The following is a 19310-nucleotide window of genomic DNA, read 5'->3' as shown; positions in this document are numbered from 1 at the left end:
CGCCCTTACTGTTCCACGACCTTCGAGGTCAGCCCCACGGCGCGCACGCGCTTGTCGGCGGCGTCGGCGGCGTCGCGGTCGTTGAAGGGACCGGCACGCAGCAGGATGCGCTCGCCATCGGCCAGCACTTTTCTTTCGACATAGGCCGGCACCTTGCTCGCCTTGAGCTTGGCCAGCCAGCCCTTGGCGCGCTCTTCGGAAGAAAACGCGCCGATCAGGATCAGGTACTTGCCGCTGCCGCTCCTGGCTTCGGCCTTGGTTTCCGGCTTGGGCTCGGCCTTGGCTTCGGTGCGCTGCGCGGGCTTGTCGGCGGCAGCCGCCGTGGCCTTCGGCGCATTGACGATTTCCTCGCCGGCATCCAGCGCGGCGGCATCGTTTCGCGACGCCGGCGCGGGCGGCAGCGGATCGGCCTTGCGCGGCTCGACACGCGGCTTCTGCGAGCTGGTGACACCGTTGGCGACCTTGACCGAGACGTCGTCGGACACCGGCCGCGGCTTGGTCTCGAACACGATCGGCAGCACGATCACGGCGGCCACCATCAGCACCACGGCGCCGATCAGCCGGCGGCGCGCGCGCTGCTTCTGCGGGAATTCAGGGTCCAGCGTGTCGTCGGCATACTCGTCGGCCAGGCGGCGCGACGAGGCGATGCCCGCACCCGTGTCGGCGCGCTGGCGCCGGGCACGCTCCGGTGCCGGGTCGTTGCCCTTGCGGGAAGAAAACAGCGAAAGCAGGCCCATAGATTGGTTCGGTGATACGGCCCCGGTGGGCCGCTCGTTGCGTTTGCCGCTCAGTGATCGGCCAAGGCCGCCGGGGTTGCCAGCACAGCGCGCGCCGGGACGCCCGCTTCAGTTAGCCTGCGTGGCACGATAGGCCATCACGCCGGCGACGGTATAGAACGATCCGAAGACCAGAATTCTATCATTCTCGGTGGCACGCTCGATGGCGTCGCGGAATGCCGCCTCGGGGCTGGGAAAGCAGGCCGCGGTGGCATCCGGGCCGGGCTGGAAGCCCCCTGCCTCGAGCTTGCCGAGCAGGTCCGCGGCGCTGGCCGCGCGCTCGGTCGGCAGGTCGCACAGGCACCAGTGGTCGACCTTGTCGGCCACATGCTGCAGCACCCCGGCGATGTCCTTGTCCTGCATCGCCCCGAACACCGCATAGGTGTAGCGGAAGAAGCCCATGTTCTCGAGGTTCTGCCCCAGCGTGGCGGCCGCGTGCGGATTGTGCGCCACGTCGAGGATCACGGCCGGACGGCCCGGCAGCACCTGGAACCGGCCCGGCAGCTCGACGAAGGCCAGTCCGTTGCGCACTTCCTGCGCGCTCACCGGCAGACGCTCGCGCAGCGCCTGCAGCGCCGCCAGCGCCGCGGATGCATTCAGCAGCTGGTTGGCGCCGCGCAGCGCCGGGTAGCCCAGGCCGTTGAGCTTGCGCCCGCCGCCGCTCCAGTCCCATTGCTGGCGCTCCTGGCCCTTGGCGGCCTGGAAATGGTAGTCGCGCCCCACCAGCCACAGCTCGGCGCCGACCGCTTCGGCATGTGCCAGCAGCGACTTGGGCGGCACCGGGTCGCCGCAGATCGCGGGCACGCCCGGACGGAAGATGCCGGCCTTCTCGTAGCCGATTTCCTCGCGGGTGTTGCCCAGGTACTGGGTATGGTCGATATCGACGCTGGTGATGATGGCGCAGTCGGTATCGATCACATTGGTCGCGTCGAGGCGGCCGCCCAGCCCCACTTCCAGCACGATCGCATCGAGGCCGGCCGCGGCAAAGCAATGCAGGATCGCCAGCGTGGTGAACTCGAAGTAGGTCAGGCTGACCGGGTCGGCAAAGCTGTTGCGCGCATGCTCGACCGCCTCGAAGTGCGGCAGCAGCTGCGCGTCGGTGGCGATCTCGCCGTTCAGGCGCGCGCGCTCGTTGAACGAGATCAGGTGCGGCGAGGTATGGCAGCCCACCTTGTAGCCGGCTTCCAGCAGGATGCGCTCGAGCATGGCGCAGGTCGAGCCCTTGCCGTTGGTGCCGCCCACGGTAAAGACCGCGGCGTCGATGCGCAGCCCCAGGGCTTCCTTCACGCGCGTGATGCGCGTCAGGCCCATGTCGATGCCCACGGGATGGGCGGTTTCGAGATGGGCGAGCCATTCGGGGAGCGTGTGGAAGACAGGCATTTCAGGTGTGCGAGGGAAGCGTTTTGAAGCGTTTGCTACCAGATTCGGGCAGGCGGGCGCAAAGTCAAGGGCCCGCGCCACGCGCGTCCAGAAAAGGCGAAAGGCGCGTCAACCACCCGCGCCTTCAGGATCGCGACCGGGGCCGCGTCAGGCCACCGCGTCGGCGGGCTGCTTCTGCAGCAGCGCCAGCAGCTGCGCCAGTTCGGCGCGCATCTTGCGGCGGTCGACGATCATGTCGATGGCGCCCTTGGTCAGCAGGAATTCCGAGCGCTGGAAGCCTTCCGGCAGCTTCTCGCGCACGGTCTGCTCGATCACGCGCGGGCCGGCAAAGCCGATCAGCGCCTTCGGTTCGGCGATCACCACGTCGCCCAGGAAGGCGAACGAAGCCGACACGCCGCCCATGGTCGGGTCGGTCAGCACGCTGATGAACGGCAGCTTGGCCGCGCTCAGCTGGTTCAGCATCGCCGTGGTCTTGGCCATCTGCAGCAGCGACAGCAGGCTTTCCTGCATGCGTGCGCCGCCGGTGGCGGTAAAGCAGATGAACGGCACCTTCTGCTCGAGCGCGGCCTGCGCGCCGCGCACGAAGCGCTCGCCCACCACCGAGCCCATCGAGCCGCCCATGAACTCGAACTCGAAGCAGCTCGCCACCACCGGGATGGTGTGGATGGCACCGCCCATCACCACCATGGCATCGGTCTCGCCGGTGTCTTCCATGGCGGCCTTGATGCGGTCCGGGTACTTCTTGGAATCCTTGAACTTGAGCGCGTCGACCGGCACGATTTCCTGGCCGATCTCATAGCGGCCCTCGGCGTCCAGCAGCGCGTCCAGCCGCGCGCGTGCGCTGATGCGCATATGGTGGTCGCACTTGGGGCAGACGTGCAGGTTGGCCTCGACGTCGGTCCGGTACAGGGTGGACTCGCACGACGGGCACTTGACCCACAACCCCTCGGGGATGCCCTTGCGGGTGCTGGGGTCGGTCTGTTGAATCTTGGGGGGCAGGAGTTTATCCAACCAGCTCATGAAAGCTCCTTTCGGATGACTGCGGTCCGCCGGCAGACCCATGGTCGGGGCGCCGGTTGGCGGAAGGCAGGGAATCAACCCGCGAATTTACCATGCCGGCGCGGTGAGCCCGAAGCGCAACGCGCGAATTGCGCACCATAACGCACCTTTCAGGCGAATCCAAGCCGGCAATGGATCACTTCAGGATCACTTCAGGCGTCCAGCGCCTGACGAATTTCGGCGATGAACGATTGCAGCTTCGCCACGGCCTGCTCCCGCGGCGTGTCTTCCAGCAACTGCACCAGCCGGCTGCCGATCACCACGGCATCGGCCACGCTGCCGATCGCGCGCGCGGTCTGCGCGTCGCGGATGCCGAAGCCCACCCCCACCGGCAGGTTGGCGTGCTGCTTGATCAGCGGCAGGCGCGCCGCCACGCTGTCGAGGTCGATCGCGGCCGAGCCGGTCACGCCCTTGAGCGAGACGTAGTACAGGTAGCCGCTGGCGACACGCGCGACCGCCTCGATGCGCGCATCGGTCGAGGTCGGCGCCAGCAGGAAGATCGGGTCCATGCCGTGGTCGCGCATCAGCCCGGCGAACGACTCGCACTCCTCGGGCGGATAGTCGACCACCAGCACGCCGTCGACGCCGGCGGCGCTGGCAGCCTTGGCAAAAGCCGCTTCGCCCATGCGCTCGATCGGGTTGGCATAGCCCATCAGCACCACCGGCGTATCGGCATTGGTCTGGCGGAACTCGCGAACCCACTGCAGCACCTGCGTCAGCGACACGCCCTGCGCCAGCGCGCGCTCGGAGGCGCGCTGGATCACCGGGCCGTCGGCCATGGGGTCGGAGAACGGCACCCCCAGCTCGATCACGTCGGCGCCGCCCGCCACCAGCGCGTGCATCAGCGCCACGGTCAGGCCGGGCTCGGGATCGCCGGCGGTGATGAACGGAATCAGGCCCTTCTTCTGCTGCGCGGCCAGCGCCGCGAACGTCTTCTGGATACGGGACATATCAGGGAATCAGGTGAGGCCGCGGCGCCGGCGAGGCATCGTCATTGGCGGCGGCCAGGGTTGGGGCGGCATCGGGCTCGATCGCGGGCATGGCTTGCGCTGCCGCGGCCACGCGCCCGCACGCCACCTGCACGTACTCCGGGTTGATCTCGTAGCCGACAAAGCGCCGGCCGTGGCGCAGGCACGCCACCGCGGTGGTGCCGCTGCCGGCGAACGGATCCAGCACCAGGCCACCCGGCGGGCAGCTCGACAGCACCATGCGCTCGACGATCTCCAGCGGCTTCTGCGTCGGATGGTTAGCGCGCTCCGGGTCCTGGCGGTGGATGCGCGAGACGCTCCACAGGTCCTTCGGGTTGTAGCCCACCTCCAGCCACTTCTTGCCTTCGAAACGCGGCCGGCTGCGCGCCTTCTTGGTCTCGGGGTCGTACGGGATGCGCACCGGGTCGAGATCGAAGTAGTAGTCGCGCGCCTTGGCGAAGAAGCCGATGTTGTCGTGCACCGACGAGAACTTGCGCGTGGTGCCGCCCATGCTGGGCACGCGGCGGTCCCAGATGATCTCGTTGATCATGGTCAGGCGCCGCTTCAGCATCACGAACAGCTCCGGCGAGTACTGCCACGTGCAGAACAGGTAGAGCGTGCCCCTGGGCGCGAGCTTCGGCACCACCGCGTCCATCCAGCGCTCGGACCAGTCCAGGTAGGCCTGGCCCGACAGCAGGTCGGAATCGTTGCCGTAGTCCTTGCCCAGCCCGTACGGCGGATCGGCGACGATCAGGTCCACCGAGCCGTCCGGCAGGCGGGCAATGCCCTCGAACATGTCTTCCTGGAACAGGCGCAACTGGGCGGAGTCGGGGGCGCCGGCAGCATCCGGCGCGCCGGCGCCGCCCACGGCAAGTCCGGTCGGAGGCAGCGCGCGCATCAGAGCTTGAGCCCCGCGCGCTCGGCCACGGTGTGCATGTCCTTGTCGCCGCGGCCGGACAGGTTCACCAGCAGCAGCTTGTCCCTGGGCAGCGTCGGCGCCAGCTTGCAGGCATAGGCGATGGCATGGCTCGATTCCAGCGCCGGGATGATGCCCTCGATGCGGCAGCAGTCGTGGAAAGCCTTGAGCGCTTCCTCGTCGGTGACCGGCACATACTGCGCGCGGCCACTGTCCTTGAGCCAGGCATGCTCGGGGCCGACGCCGGGGTAGTCCAGGCCGGCCGAGACCGAATGGGTCTCGATGATCTGGCCGTTGTCGTCCTGCAGCAGGTAGGTGCGGTTGCCGTGCAGCACGCCCGGCGTGCCGCCGGTCAGCGAAGCCGCGTGGCGGCCGGTGTCGAGGCCATCGCCGGCGGCTTCGACGCCGATCAGCTGCACGTCCTGGTGCTCGATGTACGGGTAGAAGATGCCCATGGCATTGGAGCCGCCGCCGACGCAGGCGATCACCGCATCCGGCTGGCGCCCGGTCATTTCCGGCATCTGCAGCTTGGCTTCCTCGCCGATCACGCACTGGAAGTCGCGCACCATCATCGGGTACGGGTGCGGGCCGGCCACGGTGCCGATGATGTAGAAGGTGTTCTCGACGTTGGTGACCCAGTCGCGCATGGCCTCGTTGAGCGCGTCCTTGAGCGTGCGCGAGCCGCTTTCCACCGGCACCACGGTCGCGCCCAGCAGCTTCATGCGGTAGACGTTGGCGGCCTGGCGCTTGACGTCCTCGGCGCCCATGTAGACCACGCACTCCATGCCGAAGCGGGCGGCGATGGTGGCCGTGGCCACGCCGTGCTGCCCGGCGCCGGTCTCGGCGATCACGCGCGGCTTGCCCATGCGCCTGGCCAGCAGCGCCTGGCCGATGACGTTGTTGATCTTGTGCGCGCCGGTGTGGTTCAGGTCCTCGCGCTTGAAGTAGATCTGCGCGCCGCCGAGCGTCTCGCTCCAGCGCTGCGCGTGGTAGATCGGCGACGGGCGGCCGACGAAGTGCTTCAGCTCGCGGCGGAATTCGGCGTCGAACTCGGGATCCTTCTGGTAATGCGCATAGGCGTCGCGCAGCTCATCGAGCGCGTGCACCAGCGTTTCGGACACGAAGGTGCCGCCATAGGGGCCGAAATGGCCGCGGGAATCGGGCAGGTCGTACATGTCTAGGCTCTTCGGAACAGCGGCCTGGCCTGGCACGGCAAGGCTCGCCTGGTTGACTGGGTGCGCGACGGCTCGGGAGCGGCGGGCGCGGGATGCGGAAGGGATCGGACCTCGACCCGGCTCATCCTGCGCTGGCGCTGCGGACGGCGCGCACGAATTCGGCAATGCGGGCGTGGTCCTTCACGCCCTTGGCGGCCTCTACCCCGCTGCTGACATCGACGGCGTAGGGGCGCACGCGCTCAATCGCGCCAGCGACGTTTTGCGCGTTCAACCCACCACTCAAAACGATGCGAGGAGCGCCGCTTGCGTTCGGGTTGCCGGTTGCCATAACCGGGGGATTGGGCGGAAGCCATGCCGGAGGAATCAGGGTCCAGTCGAAGACGTGGCCGCCACCGCCATAGCCTTCGACGAAGGCATCGAGCAGCAAGGCAGCGGCATCACGGTATTGATCGGCGAATTCTATCAAATCGAGGCCCGGGCGGACACGGGCGGCGCGCAGGAACGGCAGCCGGCAGCGCTGCGCTGCCTGCGTGCAGAACTGCGGCGTCTCGTCGCCGTGCAGTTGCAGCAGCGTCAGCGGCACACGCTCGGCCACATGGGCAATGTCTTCCAGCTCGGCGTTGACGAACAGGCCCGTCACCGCGACGAACGGCCCGGCGGCCTCGGCCAGCGCCGCGGCTTGCGCCACATCGACGTAGCGCGGGCTTTTCGGGTAGAACACCAGCCCGATCGCGTCCGCGCCGGCGTCGACCGCGGCGCGCACGTCGTCCTCGCGGGTCAGGCCGCAGATCTTGATGCGGGTGCGCTGCGGCTTGTGCGCCGCGCTGCCCTCAGGCTGCGTCATCGAACACTCCATGGAACAGGCTCGCGGACGGGTCGGCCGCGGGGATCGGGTAAGCATCAGGATACTTGACTCCGACCAGGTAGAGGCCGTCCGGCATGAAGGTAGGCGCTGCCAGCTTGCGGTCGCGCCCGGCCAGCACCTGCGCCAGCCACTGCGGCGGGTAGCGCCCGCGCCCCACCGCCACCAGGCAGCCCATCAGGTTGCGCACCATGTGGTGCAGGAAGGCACTGGCGCGGAAGCGCAGGAACACCCAGTTGCCGTCGTCGCGGATGGTGACGTCGTACATGGTCTTGACCGGCGACTTGGCCTGGCATTCCGCGGCGCGGAACGCGGAAAAATCATGCTCGCCGATCAGGTGCGCCGCGGCTGCGCGCATGGCGTCCACGTCGAGCCGTTGCCCGGGTGGCAGCATCTGGTAGCCGGCGCGGCCATGCACCATCGGCACCCGGTGCGGACCGGTGTAGAGCGCGTAGTAATACATGCGCTCGTACGCCAGGAAGCGGGCATGGAAGCCGTCGTCGACCGGCAGCGCCCATTGCAGCGCGATCGACGGCGGCAGGAAGGCGTTGACGCCGCGCACCCAGGAAAAGGGCTCGCGCACCAGTTCGGTGTCCAGGTGGATCACCTGGCCCAGCGCGTGCACGCCGGCATCGGTGCGCCCGGCCACCGTGGTCAGCAGGCGCACGCCGGCAAAGCGCTCGATGGCGTCTTCGAGGTGGTCCTGGACGGTATTGCGGTGCGGCTGCGACTGCCACCCGGAGAAGGCGGCGCCGTCGTAGTGCAGGCCAAGGGCGATGCGGTTCATGTCAGGGGAAAAAGCATGGCGGCGCGCAGCCTCTGTGCGCCGGAAAAGCAAATGCGCCGGAAGGGACGCTTCCGGCGCATCGCTTCCGGCCGCGGCAGCGCGTGCCGCGGCCGGACCGCCAATGATAGCTCAGGCCACTTCGAGCAGCAGCGAGCGGGCCTCGGCCTGCAGCGGATCCTGCGACTGCTCGACCACTTCCTGCAGCAGTTCGCGCGCGCCTTCCTTGTCGCCGATCTCGATATAGGCGCGCGCCAGGTCCAGCTTGATCTGCATGTCGCGCCCGCCGTCCATGCCGTCGGCCGACAGCGTGCTCGGCGACACGCTCTGGCCCAGGTTGCCGGCGGTGTCGGGTGCCACCCGCGACAGGTCGATCGGCTCGGCCAGCTTGCCGTCGCGCAGCATGGTGGTGGCGGGCAGCGGCACCGAGGCCTCGTCGAGCGCGGCGGGGGCCGCGGCATTGCCTTGCGGGGCGCTGCCCAGGTCCAGCGACAGCCCCGACATGTCGAACTCCAGCGGGCGGCCGCGGGTCGGCGTGTCGAGCGTGGGCACGTCGTCATCGGCCAGCGGATCGGCGCCCGGCAGGCCCATGTCGAGGCGCACAGCCTCGCCCGGCTGCGGCGTCTCGGCGCCGAACACCATCGCCGCCGAAGCCGGCGCGACGATCGGGTCGCCGGCGGCCGGCGCCGGGAAGGCATCCAGCGGCAGCGACAGGTCGCCCAGCGACGGCTCCAGCCGCGCGATCGAGGCGGGGTTCTGCGACGGATCCTGCGTGCGCCACTGGTCGGTTGCCGGCGATGCCGTATCGGGGCCCGCAGCCTCCGGCGCCACCACCATGAACAGCGCGTTGCCGGGCTCCAGCGCACGCCCCATTTCCGCGGCCTTCAGCCATTCCGCTCCGTGTCCGCCGGTCTGGGCGAACATTTCCTCTGCAATCACGCGGAACCCTTCCACATCCTGTCTGTTGCTGTAAATCTCCAGGAGCTTGAGCCGTACCGGCTGCTGCTCCGGGTGTTTCTCGAGGGCTTCGCGCAGGATTTCCTCGGCCTGCACATCGCGCCCGTAGGCGATATAGACCTCGGCCTCGGCGATCGGATCGACCTCGTTGGCTTCGGGCGTGTTGTTGCCGATGCGGAAGTCGGCGCCGAACACGCTGTGCTGGGAAGTGTCGACGCTCTGGCCACCGGCGGTGCCGAACAGCGAGTTGGCGCCGGCCATCACCGTGCTTTCCTGCGACAGGATGCTGTCGCCGAAGCCACTGGCCTCGCTCTCCTTCTGCTTCTGGCGGCGGCGATAGATCGCATACACGCCCAGCAGCGCCACCACCAGGCCGCCGCCCGGCAGCAGCATGGGGTTGGCCAGCAGGCCATCGAGGAACGACGGCTCGGGCACCGGCGCGGGCTGTGCGACCACCGGCGGCACAGGCTTGGCCGCAGGCGTCGATGCGGCACCTTGCGCCGGGTTGGCTGCCACGTCGGCGGCGGGCTGCGAGGCGGGGGCCGCGGCCACGGCGGAGGCTGCCGCGGACGCCACCGCAGCCGCGGCACTGGCGCCGGCCGCCGGCACGGCAGGCGCGCTCGCCGCATTCGCGACCGCTGCAGCGGTTGCTGCGGCCGCGGCGGTGCTCGCGACGGCATCGGCCTTGGGCGGCTCGGCCGGCACCACGGCCGGCGCTGCGGCAGCCGCGCGGGCGGCGGCGTCAGCCTTTTCCTTGTCGGCCAGCGCAGCCTGGTTGGCCTGGCTGAGCTTGGCGATCTCGGCGTTCTTCAGCTCGAGCAGCTTCTGCATGTCGCCGACATTCTTTTGCAGCTGGGCCAGGCGCGCCTCGGCTTCCTTCAGCTGGCGCTCGCGCGCGACTTCGGCTTCGGCCCTGGCCGCGGCGTCGGCCTGCGCGCCACGTGCGGCCTTGCTGAGCTTGAGCTCATCGCGCGGGCCGTCAGTCGGCGCCGCCTGCTCCTGCACGCGCGCGGTCACGTTGCCGGACTGCTGGCGGCCGCTGTCGGGCTCGACCGATTTGGCCGCGGCGGCACTGGCCAGCCGGCTGCGGTAGGCGTCGAAGCCCTGCGTGCGCGCCACCACTTCGCGGCGCGCCGCCCTGGGCGAGACCGCCTGCGCCTGCTGCTGGGTCGGCACCTGCAGCACCGCGCCGCTGCGCAGGCGGTTCATGTTGCCGCCGATAAAGGCGTTGGGGTTGTTGCGATAGAGCGCCACCAGCATCTGGTCCAGCGAGACCGATTCCTGGCCCTGCACGGCTTCGCCGGCGATGCCATAGAGCGTGTCGCCGCGCTGCACGGTGTAGCCGCCGCCGGGGGCCATGTCGGTGCCCGCGGCCGGCGCCGCGGCGCGCCTGGCGCTCTGGCGCGCGGGGCGGGCTGGTGCGGCCGGCCGGGCCGGCTCGGCCTCGGCGGTGGGCGCGGCCTGCTGGGCCGGCGCAGCTTGCGCGGCGGCAGGTGCCGGCGCGGCCGGTGCGTCGGGTGTGGCGGCTTGCACCACCGGGGCCGGCGAGAAAGTCTGGTTGGAGGCCCTGGCCCCGGCGGGGTCGAGCAGGAAGGTGTAGGCGCGCGAGACCTTGCCGCTGGCCCAGCTCATGTCGAGCAGGATATCGACGAAGGGCTCGCTGATCGGCTGGCTGGAGCGCACCCGTGCCACGTAGCTGCCGTTGGCGCGGCGCTCCACTTCCAGCCGCAGGCTGCCCACGGCCGGCAGATAGGTCAAGCCGGCCGCGGCATAGGCGCTGGGCGGCGCCAGCTTGACGCTGAGCCCCGCGGCCTCCTCGGCGGTGACCCCGCTGATGTCGATCTCAGCCTGCAGCGGCTGCCCCAGATTCGACTGAACCCGCAATTGCCCGAACCCCGCGGCATAGGCGGCCGGCTGCGCAAGCAGCAGGCCCAGTGCCGTGACGGCCAGCGTTGACCAGCGCTGACGGGCAGTAGGCGCATCTTTCCGGCGATGTTGGCTCACACTCACCTTGTGCTCCGTTATGTTTTAGTAGCGATATGAATCGACAAACCGACCCCATAAACCAGGTCCGCCCGGCCGGCGGAGCATTCTGAACGGCCCCTTTGCCAGCCCGCGCGCAGGCGCCGGTCCCTGCCGGCGCGGGGCGCATGCCGGCGTATTGTGACGCATCGCCCAGCAAAATAGGCGCCCGGATACAACAACGCCGCGCATGGGCGCGGCGTCGTAAGCAAAGCGCTGCATTCTGTTGCCTGGCTGCAACGCACGCAACCAGGTCACAGGCAGCGGCCTGCAGTCAGGGCTCGATCAGGACTCGATCAGGATACGCAGCATGCGGCGCAGCGGTTCGGCCGCGCCCCACAGCAGCTGGTCGCCGACGGTGAAGGCCGACAGGTACTCGCCGCCCATCTGCATCTTGCGCAGGCGGCCGACCGGGATCGTCAGCGTGCCGGTCACGGCGGCGGGGGTCAGGTCGGTCATGCTGGCTTCGCGCGTATTCGGCACCACCTTGGCCCACGGGTTGTGCGCGGCGAGCATGCCTTCGATCTCGTCCAGCGGCACATCGCGGCGCAGCTTGATGGTCAGCGCCTGCGAGTGGCAGCGCATCGCGCCGATGCGCACGCACAGTCCGTCGACGGAGATCGGCGTGGCGCCGGTCGCGCCCAGGAAGCCCTCGCCGCGGCCCAGGATCTTGTTGGTCTCGGCGCCGCCCTTCCACTCTTCCTTGGACTGGCCGTTGCCCAGGTCCTTGTCGATCCAGGGGATCAGGTTGCCGGCCAGCGGCACGCCGAACTGCCTGGTTTCTTCCGCCGACAGGCCGTGCTGGGTCGACAGGATCTGGCGATCGATCTCCAGGATGGCCGACGCCGGGTTGTCCAGCAGCGGCTTGACCGACGCGTTGAGCGTGCCGAACTGGGTCAGCAGTTCGCGCATGTGCTGCGCGCCGCCGCCCGAGGCCGCCTGGTAGGTCATCGAGGTCATCCACTCGATCAGGTCGGCCTGGAACAGGCCGCCCAGGCCCATCAGCATGCAGCTGACGGTGCAGTTGCCGCCGATGAAATTCTTGACGCCCTTGGACAGCGCGTCCTTGATCACACCCTGGTTGACCGGATCAAGCACGATGATGGCATCGTCCTTCATCCGCAGCGACGATGCCGCGTCGATCCAGTAGCCCTTCCAGCCCGCCGCGCGCAGCTTGGGGAAGACCTCGTTGGTGTAGTCGCCGCCCTGGGCGGTCAGCACCACGTCGCACTTCTTCAGTGCCTCGATGTCGTTGGCATCCTTGAGCGTGGTTTCGTTCTTGGCCATGGCGGGCGCCTTGCCGCCGGCGTTGGACGTGCTGAAGAAGACGGGCTCGATATGGTCGAAATCACGCTCTTCCTGCATGCGCTGCATCAGGACGCTGCCGACCATTCCCCGCCAACCGACGAGACCTACAATCATGATTTACCTCGGATGTGATTTTTACTTCCCCGCCATTTTCCTCGCCCGGCGTGGCTGCGCGGGGAAGACGGGCAGGCACGACGAACGGATCTAGGCGATCGCGGTTTTAATAATGGTTTTAATCGTCGTTGCGGTCTGGCCAAGCGAAATCGTGCCAACCGGGCCGCGGGTAGCGGTCAGGGCGACAACAGCAGTCAGGGTGGACTGGGAAAATCGGGCCATCGGCAGAGTCTACACGATTTTGCGGCGCTGCCGCAGCGTGCAAATTGGGGACGAATTCAAGAAACGCACCGAACGGGCAGGATCAGCTTTGGCCTGATCATCGTCGTTCCCGCGCAGGCGGGAACCCAGTGACTTTTAAGACGCTGGATTCCCGCCTGCGCGGGAATGACGGCGGTGCTTGTTACCTTAATGCAATTGTGTTGACGCTTACAGTGCCGCCAGCACCGCTTCACCCATCTCGCGGGTGCCGACCTGCTTGCAGCCCGGCGTCAGGATGTCGCCGGTGCGGTAGCCCTGGGCCAGCACCTTCTTGACGGCGTTCTCGATGCGGTCGGCCTGCTCGGCCTTGTTCAGCGAGTAGCGCAGCATCATCGCCGCCGACAGGATGGTCGCCAGCGGATTGGCGATACCCTTGCCGGCGATGTCCGGCGCCGAGCCGTGCGAGGGCTCGTACAGGCCCTTGTTGTTGGCATCGAGCGACGCCGACGGCAGCATGCCGATCGAGCCGGTCAGCATCGCGGCTTCGTCCGACAGGATGTCGCCGAACATATTGCCGGTGACGATCACGTCGAAGCTCTTGGGCGCCTTGACCAGCTGCATCGCGGCGTTGTCGACGTACATGTGCGACAGCTCGACTTCCGGATATTCCTTGCTGACGTCGATCACGATGTCCTTCCAGAACTGGAAGGTCTCGAGCACGTTGGCCTTGTCGACGCTGCACAGCTTCTTGCCGCGCTTGGCCGCGGCCTGGAACGCCACATGCGCGATGCGGCGGATTTCCGGCTCGCTGTAGCGCATGGTGTCGAAGGCTTCGCGCGCGCCCTGGAACAGGCCGTCCGGCGCTTCGCGCAGGCCGCGCGGCTGGCCGAAGTAGATGTCGCCGTTCAGTTCGCGCACGATCAGGATGTCGAGGCCGGCCACCAGCTCGGGCTTCAGGCTCGAGGCGCCGGTCAGTTCCGGATAGCAGATCGCCGGTCGGAAGTTGGCGAACAGCTGCAGGTGCTTGCGCAGGCCCAGGATGGCCTGCTCGGGGCGCAGCGCGCGCTCCAGGCTGTCGTACTTCCAGTCGCCGACGGCGCCGAACAGGATGGCGTCGGCTTCCTTGGCCAGCTTGAGCGTGTTTTCCGGCAGCGGATGGCCTTCGGCCTCGTAGCCGGCGCCGCCCACCGGCGCGGTTTCCAGTTCGAACTTCTCGTCGAGCGCGTTCAGGACCTTGACGGCCTCCGCAACGATTTCAGGACCGATGCCGTCACCCGGCAGGACTGCGATCTTCATTGTTGTCTTTCCTCGTAGAGCCTTATCCGACCAGGCGGTTGTTCAGCCACGGCATCTTCGCCACGCGCTCGGCCTCGAAGGCCTTGATCTTGTCGGCATGGCGCAGGGTCAGGCCGATATCGTCGAAGCCGTTCAGCATGCAGTACTTGCGGAACGGGGCGATGTCGAATTCATAGCCCTGCCCCGACGGCGTCAGCACCACCTGCTTGTCCAGGTCGATGGTGAGCTGGTAGCCGTTGAACGCGTTGGTCTCGTTGAACAGGTGGTCGACCTGCTGCTCGCTCAGCACCACCGGCAGCAGGCCGTTCTTGTAGCAGTTGTTGAAGAAGATGTCGGCGAAGCTGGGCGCGATCACGGCGCGGAAGCCGTATTGCGTCAGCGCCCACGGCGCGTGCTCGCGCGAGCTGCCGCAGCCGAAGTTGCGGCGCGCCAGCAGGATCGACGCGCCCTGGTAGCGCGGCTGGTTCAGCACGAAGTCCGGGTTCAGCGGACGCTTGCTGTTGTCCATGCCGGGCTCGCCCACATCCTTGTAGCGCCACTCGTCGAACAGGTTGGGGCCGAAGCCGGTGCGCTTGATCGACTTCAGGAACTGCTTCGGGATGATGGCGTCGGTGTCGACGTTCTCGCGGTCGAGCGGCGCGACCAGGCCGCTGTGTACGGTGAACTTTTCCATGATGCTCTGTCCTTGCTTGTTCAGCCCAGCTTGCGGATATCGACGAAATGGCCCTCGATGGCAGCGGCGGCGGCCATCGCCGGGCTCACCAGGTGGGTGCGCCCGCCCGCGCCCTGGCGGCCTTCGAAGTTGCGGTTCGAGGTCGAGGCGCAGCGCTCGCCCGGATCGAGGCGGTCGGCATTCATCGCCAGGCACATCGAGCAGCCGGGCTCGCGCCATTCAAAGCCGGCGGCCTTGAAGACCTGGTCCAGCCCTTCGCGCTCGGCCTGTTCCTTGACCAGGCCCGAGCCCGGCACCACCATCGCCAGCTTGACGTTCGACGCAACCTTGCGGCCCAGCTTCTGCACCACCCACGCGGCGGCGCGCATGTCCTCGATGCGGCTGTTGGTGCACGAACCGATGAAGACCTTGTCGATGCTGATGCTCTCGACCGGCACGTTGGGCTGCAGGCCCATGTATTCCAGCGCCCGCTCCATGGCGTTGCGCTTGTTCGGATCCTTTTCCTTCTCTGGATCCGGCACGCGGTCTTCGATGCTGATGACCATTTCCGGCGAGGTGCCCCAGGTCACCTGCGGGCGCACGTCCTCCGCGCGCAGCTCGACCACCTGGTCGAACTTTGCGCCGGCATCGGAATGCAGCGTGCGCCAGTAGGCCACGGCCTGCTCCCACTCCACGCCCTGCGGCGCATACGGACGGCCCTTGACGTATTCCAGCGTGACCTCGTCCACCGCCACCAGGCCGGCGCGTGCGCCCGCTTCGATGGCCATGTTGCAGACCGTCATGCGGCCTTCCATGGTCAGGTCGCGGATGGCAGAGCCGGCGAACTCGATGGTGTAGCCGGTGCCGCCGGCGGTGCCGATCTTGCCGATCACGGCCAGCACGATGTCCTTGGCGGTGCAGCCGCGCGGCAGCTTGCCTTCCACCTTGACCAGCATGTTCTTGGCCTTCTTGCCCAGCAGCGTCTGCGTGGCCAGCACGTGCTCGACTTCCGAGGTGCCGATGCCGTGCGCCAGCGCGCCGAAGGCGCCGTGGGTGCTGGTATGCGAGTCGCCGCACACCACCGTCATGCCCGGCAGCGTCGCGCCCTGCTCGGGCCCGATCACGTGCACGATGCCCTGGCGGTGGTCGTTCATCTTGAACTGGGTGATGCCGTAGCTGTCGCAGTTGGCATCGAGCGTATCGACCTGCAGCTTCGACACCGGATCGGCAATGCCCTGGCTGCGGTCCGTGGTCGGCACGTTGTGGTCCGACACCGCCAGGTTGGCGCTGACGCGCCACACCGGACGCTCTGCCAGCTTCAGGCCCTCGAACGCCTGCGGGCTGGTCACTTCGTGCAGCAGGTGGCGGTCGATGTAGAGCAGCGTGGTGCCGTCTTCCTCGACGTGGACGGTGTGGTCATCCCAGAGTTTGTCGTAGAGCGTCTTGGCCATGATGCGATGGCGGGACCGCTGACCGTGCCTTGGCAGGCCGGACCGCGGCGACCGCGCAGTAGTTTGCAGGGGTTTTTTCCGCTCCGGTCGGCGGCTTGCGAGCCGGCAGGCAATCATGACGATCGCGCCGGAAGCCGCCGGAAGCGGGCGTTATTTCAAGCGTTGCGGCAATGCTTGACTTGGCAATCGATTATGCCACAGGGGGTATGGCGAACCGCGCCCAGCCTGGCCCGGAAGGCGCCCGCGATGTAATGTGATTGGCGAAAGGGGGATTTCGCGGATGGCGAAAAGGCCGGCGTGGTGCTGGTTTGCTCCCCTCTCCCGCGCGCGGGAGAGGGGCCGGGGGTGAGGGCCGGCGCGGGCCGAAGCCTCCGGGGTTGGATAAAACCACAGGCCTTGCGAAGGCCGCCACGCTGGAAAAAACCGTTGGCCTCGCTTTTGGTGGTTCCTTGCTAGCCCACCCCTCACCCCGGCCCTCTCCCCGTGAGGGGAGAGGGAGAACACCTTGCTTGGGCTAGCTCCGGCGGCTTGGGTGCACCCAAAACCGCTCCCTCCCTTCGGTCTTGGGGCGGCTTCGTCAGCCGCCGAGGTAGGCGGCCTTGATCCGGTCGTTGGCCAGCAGGTTGGCGCCGGTATCGGCCAGCACCACCTTGCCGGTTTCCAGCACATAGCCCCGGTCCGCCACCTGCAGCGCCTTGTTGGCGTTCTGCTCGACCAGGAACACGGTGACGCCTTCGTCACGGATGGTGCGGATGATGTCGAAGATCTGCGCGATGATCAGCGGCGCCAGGCCCAGCGTGGGCTCGTCCAGCAGCAGCAGGCGCGGCCGGCTCATCAGCGCGCGGCCGATCGCCAGCATCTGCTGCTCGCCGCCCGACATGGTGCCGGCGCGCTGGCCCGCGCGCTGGTTCAGGCGCGGGAACAGCTTGAACACGTGCTCGATGCCGGCCTCGATCTCGTCGCGCTTCGCGAAGAACGCGCCCATCTTCAGGTTTTCCAGCACCGTCAGGCTCGGGAACACGCGCCGGCCCTCGGGCGAGATCGCCATGCCCAGGCGCATGATCTCGTGGGTCGAGCGATGGGTAATGTCCTGCCCTTCGAACAGCACGCGCCCGCTCGACGCGCGCGGCGTGCCGCACACGGTCATCATCAGCGTCGTCTTGCCGGCGCCGTTGCTGCCGATCAGGGTGACGATCTCCCCCTTGTTGACTTCGATCGATACGCCCGACAGCGCCTCGACGGCGCCGTAGTGGGTATGGACCTGTTCCAGCTTCAGCATCAGTCCTCTCCCAGGTAGGCCTTGATCACGCGCGGGTCGTTGCGCACTTCGTCGGGCTTGCCGATCACGATGGGCTTGCCGTGCTCCATCACCAGGATGCGGTCGGACACGCCCATCACCAGGCTCATGTCGTGCTCGATCAGCAGCACGGCAATGCCGAACTCGCGCCGCAGCTGGTCGATCAGCTGCTGCAGCTCGATCTTCTCCTGCGGGTTGAGGCCGGCGGCGGGCTCGTCCAGCATCAGCAGGCGCGGCTGGGTGATCATGCAGCGCGCAATCTCGAGCCGGCGCTGGTGGCCGTAGGAAAGCGTGCCGGCCTCGCGGTTGGCGACGCTGGTCAGGCCCATGCGCTCCAGCCACTGCGCGGCGCGCTGCAGCGCGTCGCGCTCGGCGCGGCGGTAGGCCGGGGTTGCAAACAGGCCGCGCAGGATGCCGGACTGCACCTGCAGGTGCTGCGCCACCAGCAGGTTCTCGACCACGGTCAGGTTCCTGAACAGGCGGATGTTCTGGAACGTGCGCACCAGGCCCTTGCGCGCCACCATATGGCTCGGCAGGCCGGCGATGGCATGGCCGTCGAGCGTCACGTCGCCCGCGGTCGGCTTGTAGAAGCCGCCGACGCAGTTGAACACCGTGGTCTTGCCGGCGCCGTTCGGGCCGATGATGGCAAAGACCTCGTCCTTGCGCACATCGAAATCGATGCCGTCGACGGCCAGCAGGCCGCCGAAGCGCATCTGCAGGCCCGACACCTTCAGCAGTTCTGCCGTTGCATGCATCGGCGCATTCATCGGCGCATTCATCGGCGCATTCATCGGCGCATTCATTGCCGCATTCATCGGGGAAGCTCCACGTGCGGGCGGCTCGCGGGCAGCAGGCCCTGCGGACGCCACATCATCATCAGCACCATCACCAGGCCGAAGATCAGCATGCGATATTCGGCAAAGCCGCGCGCCACTTCGGGCAGCACCGTCAGCAGGATCGCCGCCAGGATCACGCCCAGCTGCGAGCCCATGCCGCCCAGCACCACCACGGCCAGCACCAGCGCCGATTCGATGAAGGTGAACGATTCCGGATTGACCAGGCCCTGGCGCGCCGCGAAGAACGCGCCGCCCAGGCCGGCGAACGATGCGCCCAGCGTGAACGCCGACAGCTTGATGCGGGTCGGGTTCAGGCCCAGCGAACGGCAGGCGATCTCGTCCTCGCGCAGCGCCTCCCAGGCGCGGCCCATCGGCATGCGGATCAGCCGGCTGGTCACGAACAGCGTGAAGCCGACCAGCAGCAGCGCGATCAGGTAGAGGAAGATCACCATGTGCTGGCTGGCGTAGTCCAGGCCGATCAGCTCGTGGAAGGTGCGCGTGCCCTCGACGCTGGCGCTGCGCGCCATCTCGACGCCGAACACGCTGGGCTTGGGAATGCCCGAGACGCCGTCCGGGCCGCCGGTCAGGCTGGTCAGGTTGTTCAGCAGCAGGCGGATGATCTCGCCGAAGCCGAGCGTGACGATCGCGAGGTAGTCGCCGCGCAGGCGCAGCACCGGGAAGCCGAGCAGGAAGCCGAAGCCCGCCGACATCGCCGCGGCGATCGGCAGGCATTCCCAGAAGGTCAGGCCGAAGTACTGGTTCAGCAGCGCGTAGGTATAGCCGCCCACCGCATAGAAGCCGACATAGCCCAGGTCGAGCAGGCCGGCATAGCCCACCACGATATTCAGGCCCAGACCCAGGATCACGTAGATCAGCGCCAGCGTGGCCACGTCGACCGCGCCGCGCGAGCCGAAGAACGGCCACACCAGCCCGACCGCCAGCAGCACCCACACCGCCACGCGCTGCTGCTGCGCGCCCAGCTGCGGCAGCGCCGGCAGGCGCACCGCGCTGCCGGCGCGCGACAGCACCGGCTTGAACAACTGGAACAGGAACACCGCCGCCACCGCCAGCCACACCGGCCGCCAGTGCGGTTCCAGCACCACCTTGTAGCCTTCCAGCTTGAGCTGCAGGCCGAGGATGGGGATGGTCAGGATGGCGGTCATCACCGCCGCCGTGATCGCGTTCTTGAGCGACTGGCCCGGCGTGGCGCCGCGCGCGGCGTGTCCGGCGGACATCGCGGAAACTTGGTTGGTCAT

At 68.0% G+C, this 19310-nt stretch carries 16 protein-coding genes; all 16 read right to left on the bottom strand.

Going from position 1 to position 19310, the window contains the following annotated elements; translation table 11 throughout:
* Positions 1-5 precede the first annotated feature (5 nt).
* The 16 genes from LIN44_RS06770 to LIN44_RS06695 all read right to left on the bottom strand — a co-directional run bounded on the left by LIN44_RS06770 (position 6) and on the right by LIN44_RS06695 (position 19310).
* Positions 6-737 carry an SPOR domain-containing protein gene (locus LIN44_RS06770; RefSeq protein WP_227314064.1) on the bottom strand — a complete coding sequence of 244 codons (732 nt, stop codon included), beginning with the start codon at positions 735-737 and terminating at the stop codon, positions 6-8.
* 108 nt (positions 738-845) lie between these two features.
* Positions 846-2156 carry a bifunctional tetrahydrofolate synthase/dihydrofolate synthase gene (gene folC / locus LIN44_RS06765; protein ID WP_227314063.1) on the bottom strand — a complete coding sequence of 437 codons (1311 nt, stop codon included), beginning with the start codon at positions 2154-2156 and terminating at the stop codon, positions 846-848.
* A 147-nt stretch (positions 2157-2303) separates the two neighbouring features.
* Complete coding sequence (accD, locus tag LIN44_RS06760) at positions 2304-3176, bottom strand: acetyl-CoA carboxylase, carboxyltransferase subunit beta (protein WP_227314062.1); 873 nt, start codon at positions 3174-3176, stop codon at positions 2304-2306.
* A gap of 191 nt (positions 3177-3367) precedes the next feature.
* Positions 3368-4165 (bottom strand): tryptophan synthase subunit alpha, encoded by a 798-nt coding sequence (gene trpA, locus LIN44_RS06755; RefSeq protein ID WP_227314061.1) that lies wholly within the window; start codon positions 4163-4165, stop codon positions 3368-3370.
* A 1-nt stretch (position 4166) separates the two neighbouring features.
* Complete coding sequence (locus tag LIN44_RS06750) at positions 4167-5081, bottom strand: site-specific DNA-methyltransferase (RefSeq protein ID WP_227314060.1); 915 nt, start codon at positions 5079-5081, stop codon at positions 4167-4169.
* Positions 5081-6274: a tryptophan synthase subunit beta gene (trpB, locus tag LIN44_RS06745; protein ID WP_227314059.1), complete on the bottom strand. Its 1194-nt coding sequence runs from the start codon at positions 6272-6274 to the stop codon at positions 5081-5083. Before trpB ends, LIN44_RS06750 begins: the two co-directional genes overlap by 1 nt.
* A 121-nt stretch (positions 6275-6395) precedes the next feature.
* Positions 6396-7118 carry a phosphoribosylanthranilate isomerase gene (locus LIN44_RS06740; RefSeq protein WP_227314058.1) on the bottom strand — a complete coding sequence of 241 codons (723 nt, stop codon included), beginning with the start codon at positions 7116-7118 and terminating at the stop codon, positions 6396-6398.
* Positions 7105-7923 (bottom strand): tRNA pseudouridine(38-40) synthase TruA, encoded by an 819-nt coding sequence (gene truA, locus LIN44_RS06735; protein ID WP_227314057.1) that lies wholly within the window; start codon positions 7921-7923, stop codon positions 7105-7107. The genes LIN44_RS06740 and truA overlap by 14 nt, the downstream gene beginning before the upstream one ends.
* A 129-nt stretch (positions 7924-8052) precedes the next feature.
* Positions 8053-10887 carry a FimV/HubP family polar landmark protein gene (locus LIN44_RS06730; protein WP_227314056.1) on the bottom strand — a complete coding sequence of 945 codons (2835 nt, stop codon included), beginning with the start codon at positions 10885-10887 and terminating at the stop codon, positions 8053-8055.
* A 297-nt stretch (positions 10888-11184) separates the two neighbouring features.
* Positions 11185-12321 (bottom strand): aspartate-semialdehyde dehydrogenase, encoded by a 1137-nt coding sequence (asd, locus tag LIN44_RS06725; RefSeq protein WP_227314055.1) that lies wholly within the window; start codon positions 12319-12321, stop codon positions 11185-11187.
* Positions 12322-12750: 429 nt separating this feature from the next.
* A complete protein-coding gene (gene leuB, locus LIN44_RS06720) occupies positions 12751-13818 on the bottom strand; it encodes a 3-isopropylmalate dehydrogenase (protein ID WP_116370035.1) in 1068 nt (355 codons plus the stop codon).
* Between the two features lie 22 nt (positions 13819-13840).
* Positions 13841-14491 (bottom strand): 3-isopropylmalate dehydratase small subunit, encoded by a 651-nt coding sequence (leuD, locus tag LIN44_RS06715; protein WP_012353362.1) that lies wholly within the window; start codon positions 14489-14491, stop codon positions 13841-13843.
* 20 nt (positions 14492-14511) lie between these two features.
* The gene (leuC, locus tag LIN44_RS06710; RefSeq protein ID WP_227314054.1) at positions 14512-15921 is read right to left on the bottom strand and encodes a 3-isopropylmalate dehydratase large subunit; all 1410 of its coding nucleotides are present in this window, start codon (positions 15919-15921) and stop codon (positions 14512-14514) included.
* Between the two features lie 577 nt (positions 15922-16498).
* A complete protein-coding gene (locus LIN44_RS06705; RefSeq protein WP_012353364.1) occupies positions 16499-17200 on the bottom strand; it encodes an ABC transporter ATP-binding protein in 702 nt (233 codons plus the stop codon).
* The gene (gene livG, locus LIN44_RS06700) at positions 17200-17973 is read right to left on the bottom strand and encodes a high-affinity branched-chain amino acid ABC transporter ATP-binding protein LivG (protein WP_227314352.1); all 774 of its coding nucleotides are present in this window, start codon (positions 17971-17973) and stop codon (positions 17200-17202) included. The genes LIN44_RS06705 and livG overlap by 1 nt, the downstream gene beginning before the upstream one ends.
* 56 nt (positions 17974-18029) lie before the next feature.
* Positions 18030-19310, bottom strand: coding sequence for a high-affinity branched-chain amino acid ABC transporter permease LivM (locus LIN44_RS06695; protein WP_227314053.1), 1281 nt, complete (start codon positions 19308-19310; stop codon positions 18030-18032).

The sequence above is a fragment of the Cupriavidus sp. MP-37 genome, assembly GCF_020618415.1.
Classification (GTDB): domain Bacteria; phylum Pseudomonadota; class Gammaproteobacteria; order Burkholderiales; family Burkholderiaceae; genus Cupriavidus.
Note: the sequence above shows the minus strand (reverse complement) of the source record. Positions and strands in the feature narration are given on the sequence as shown.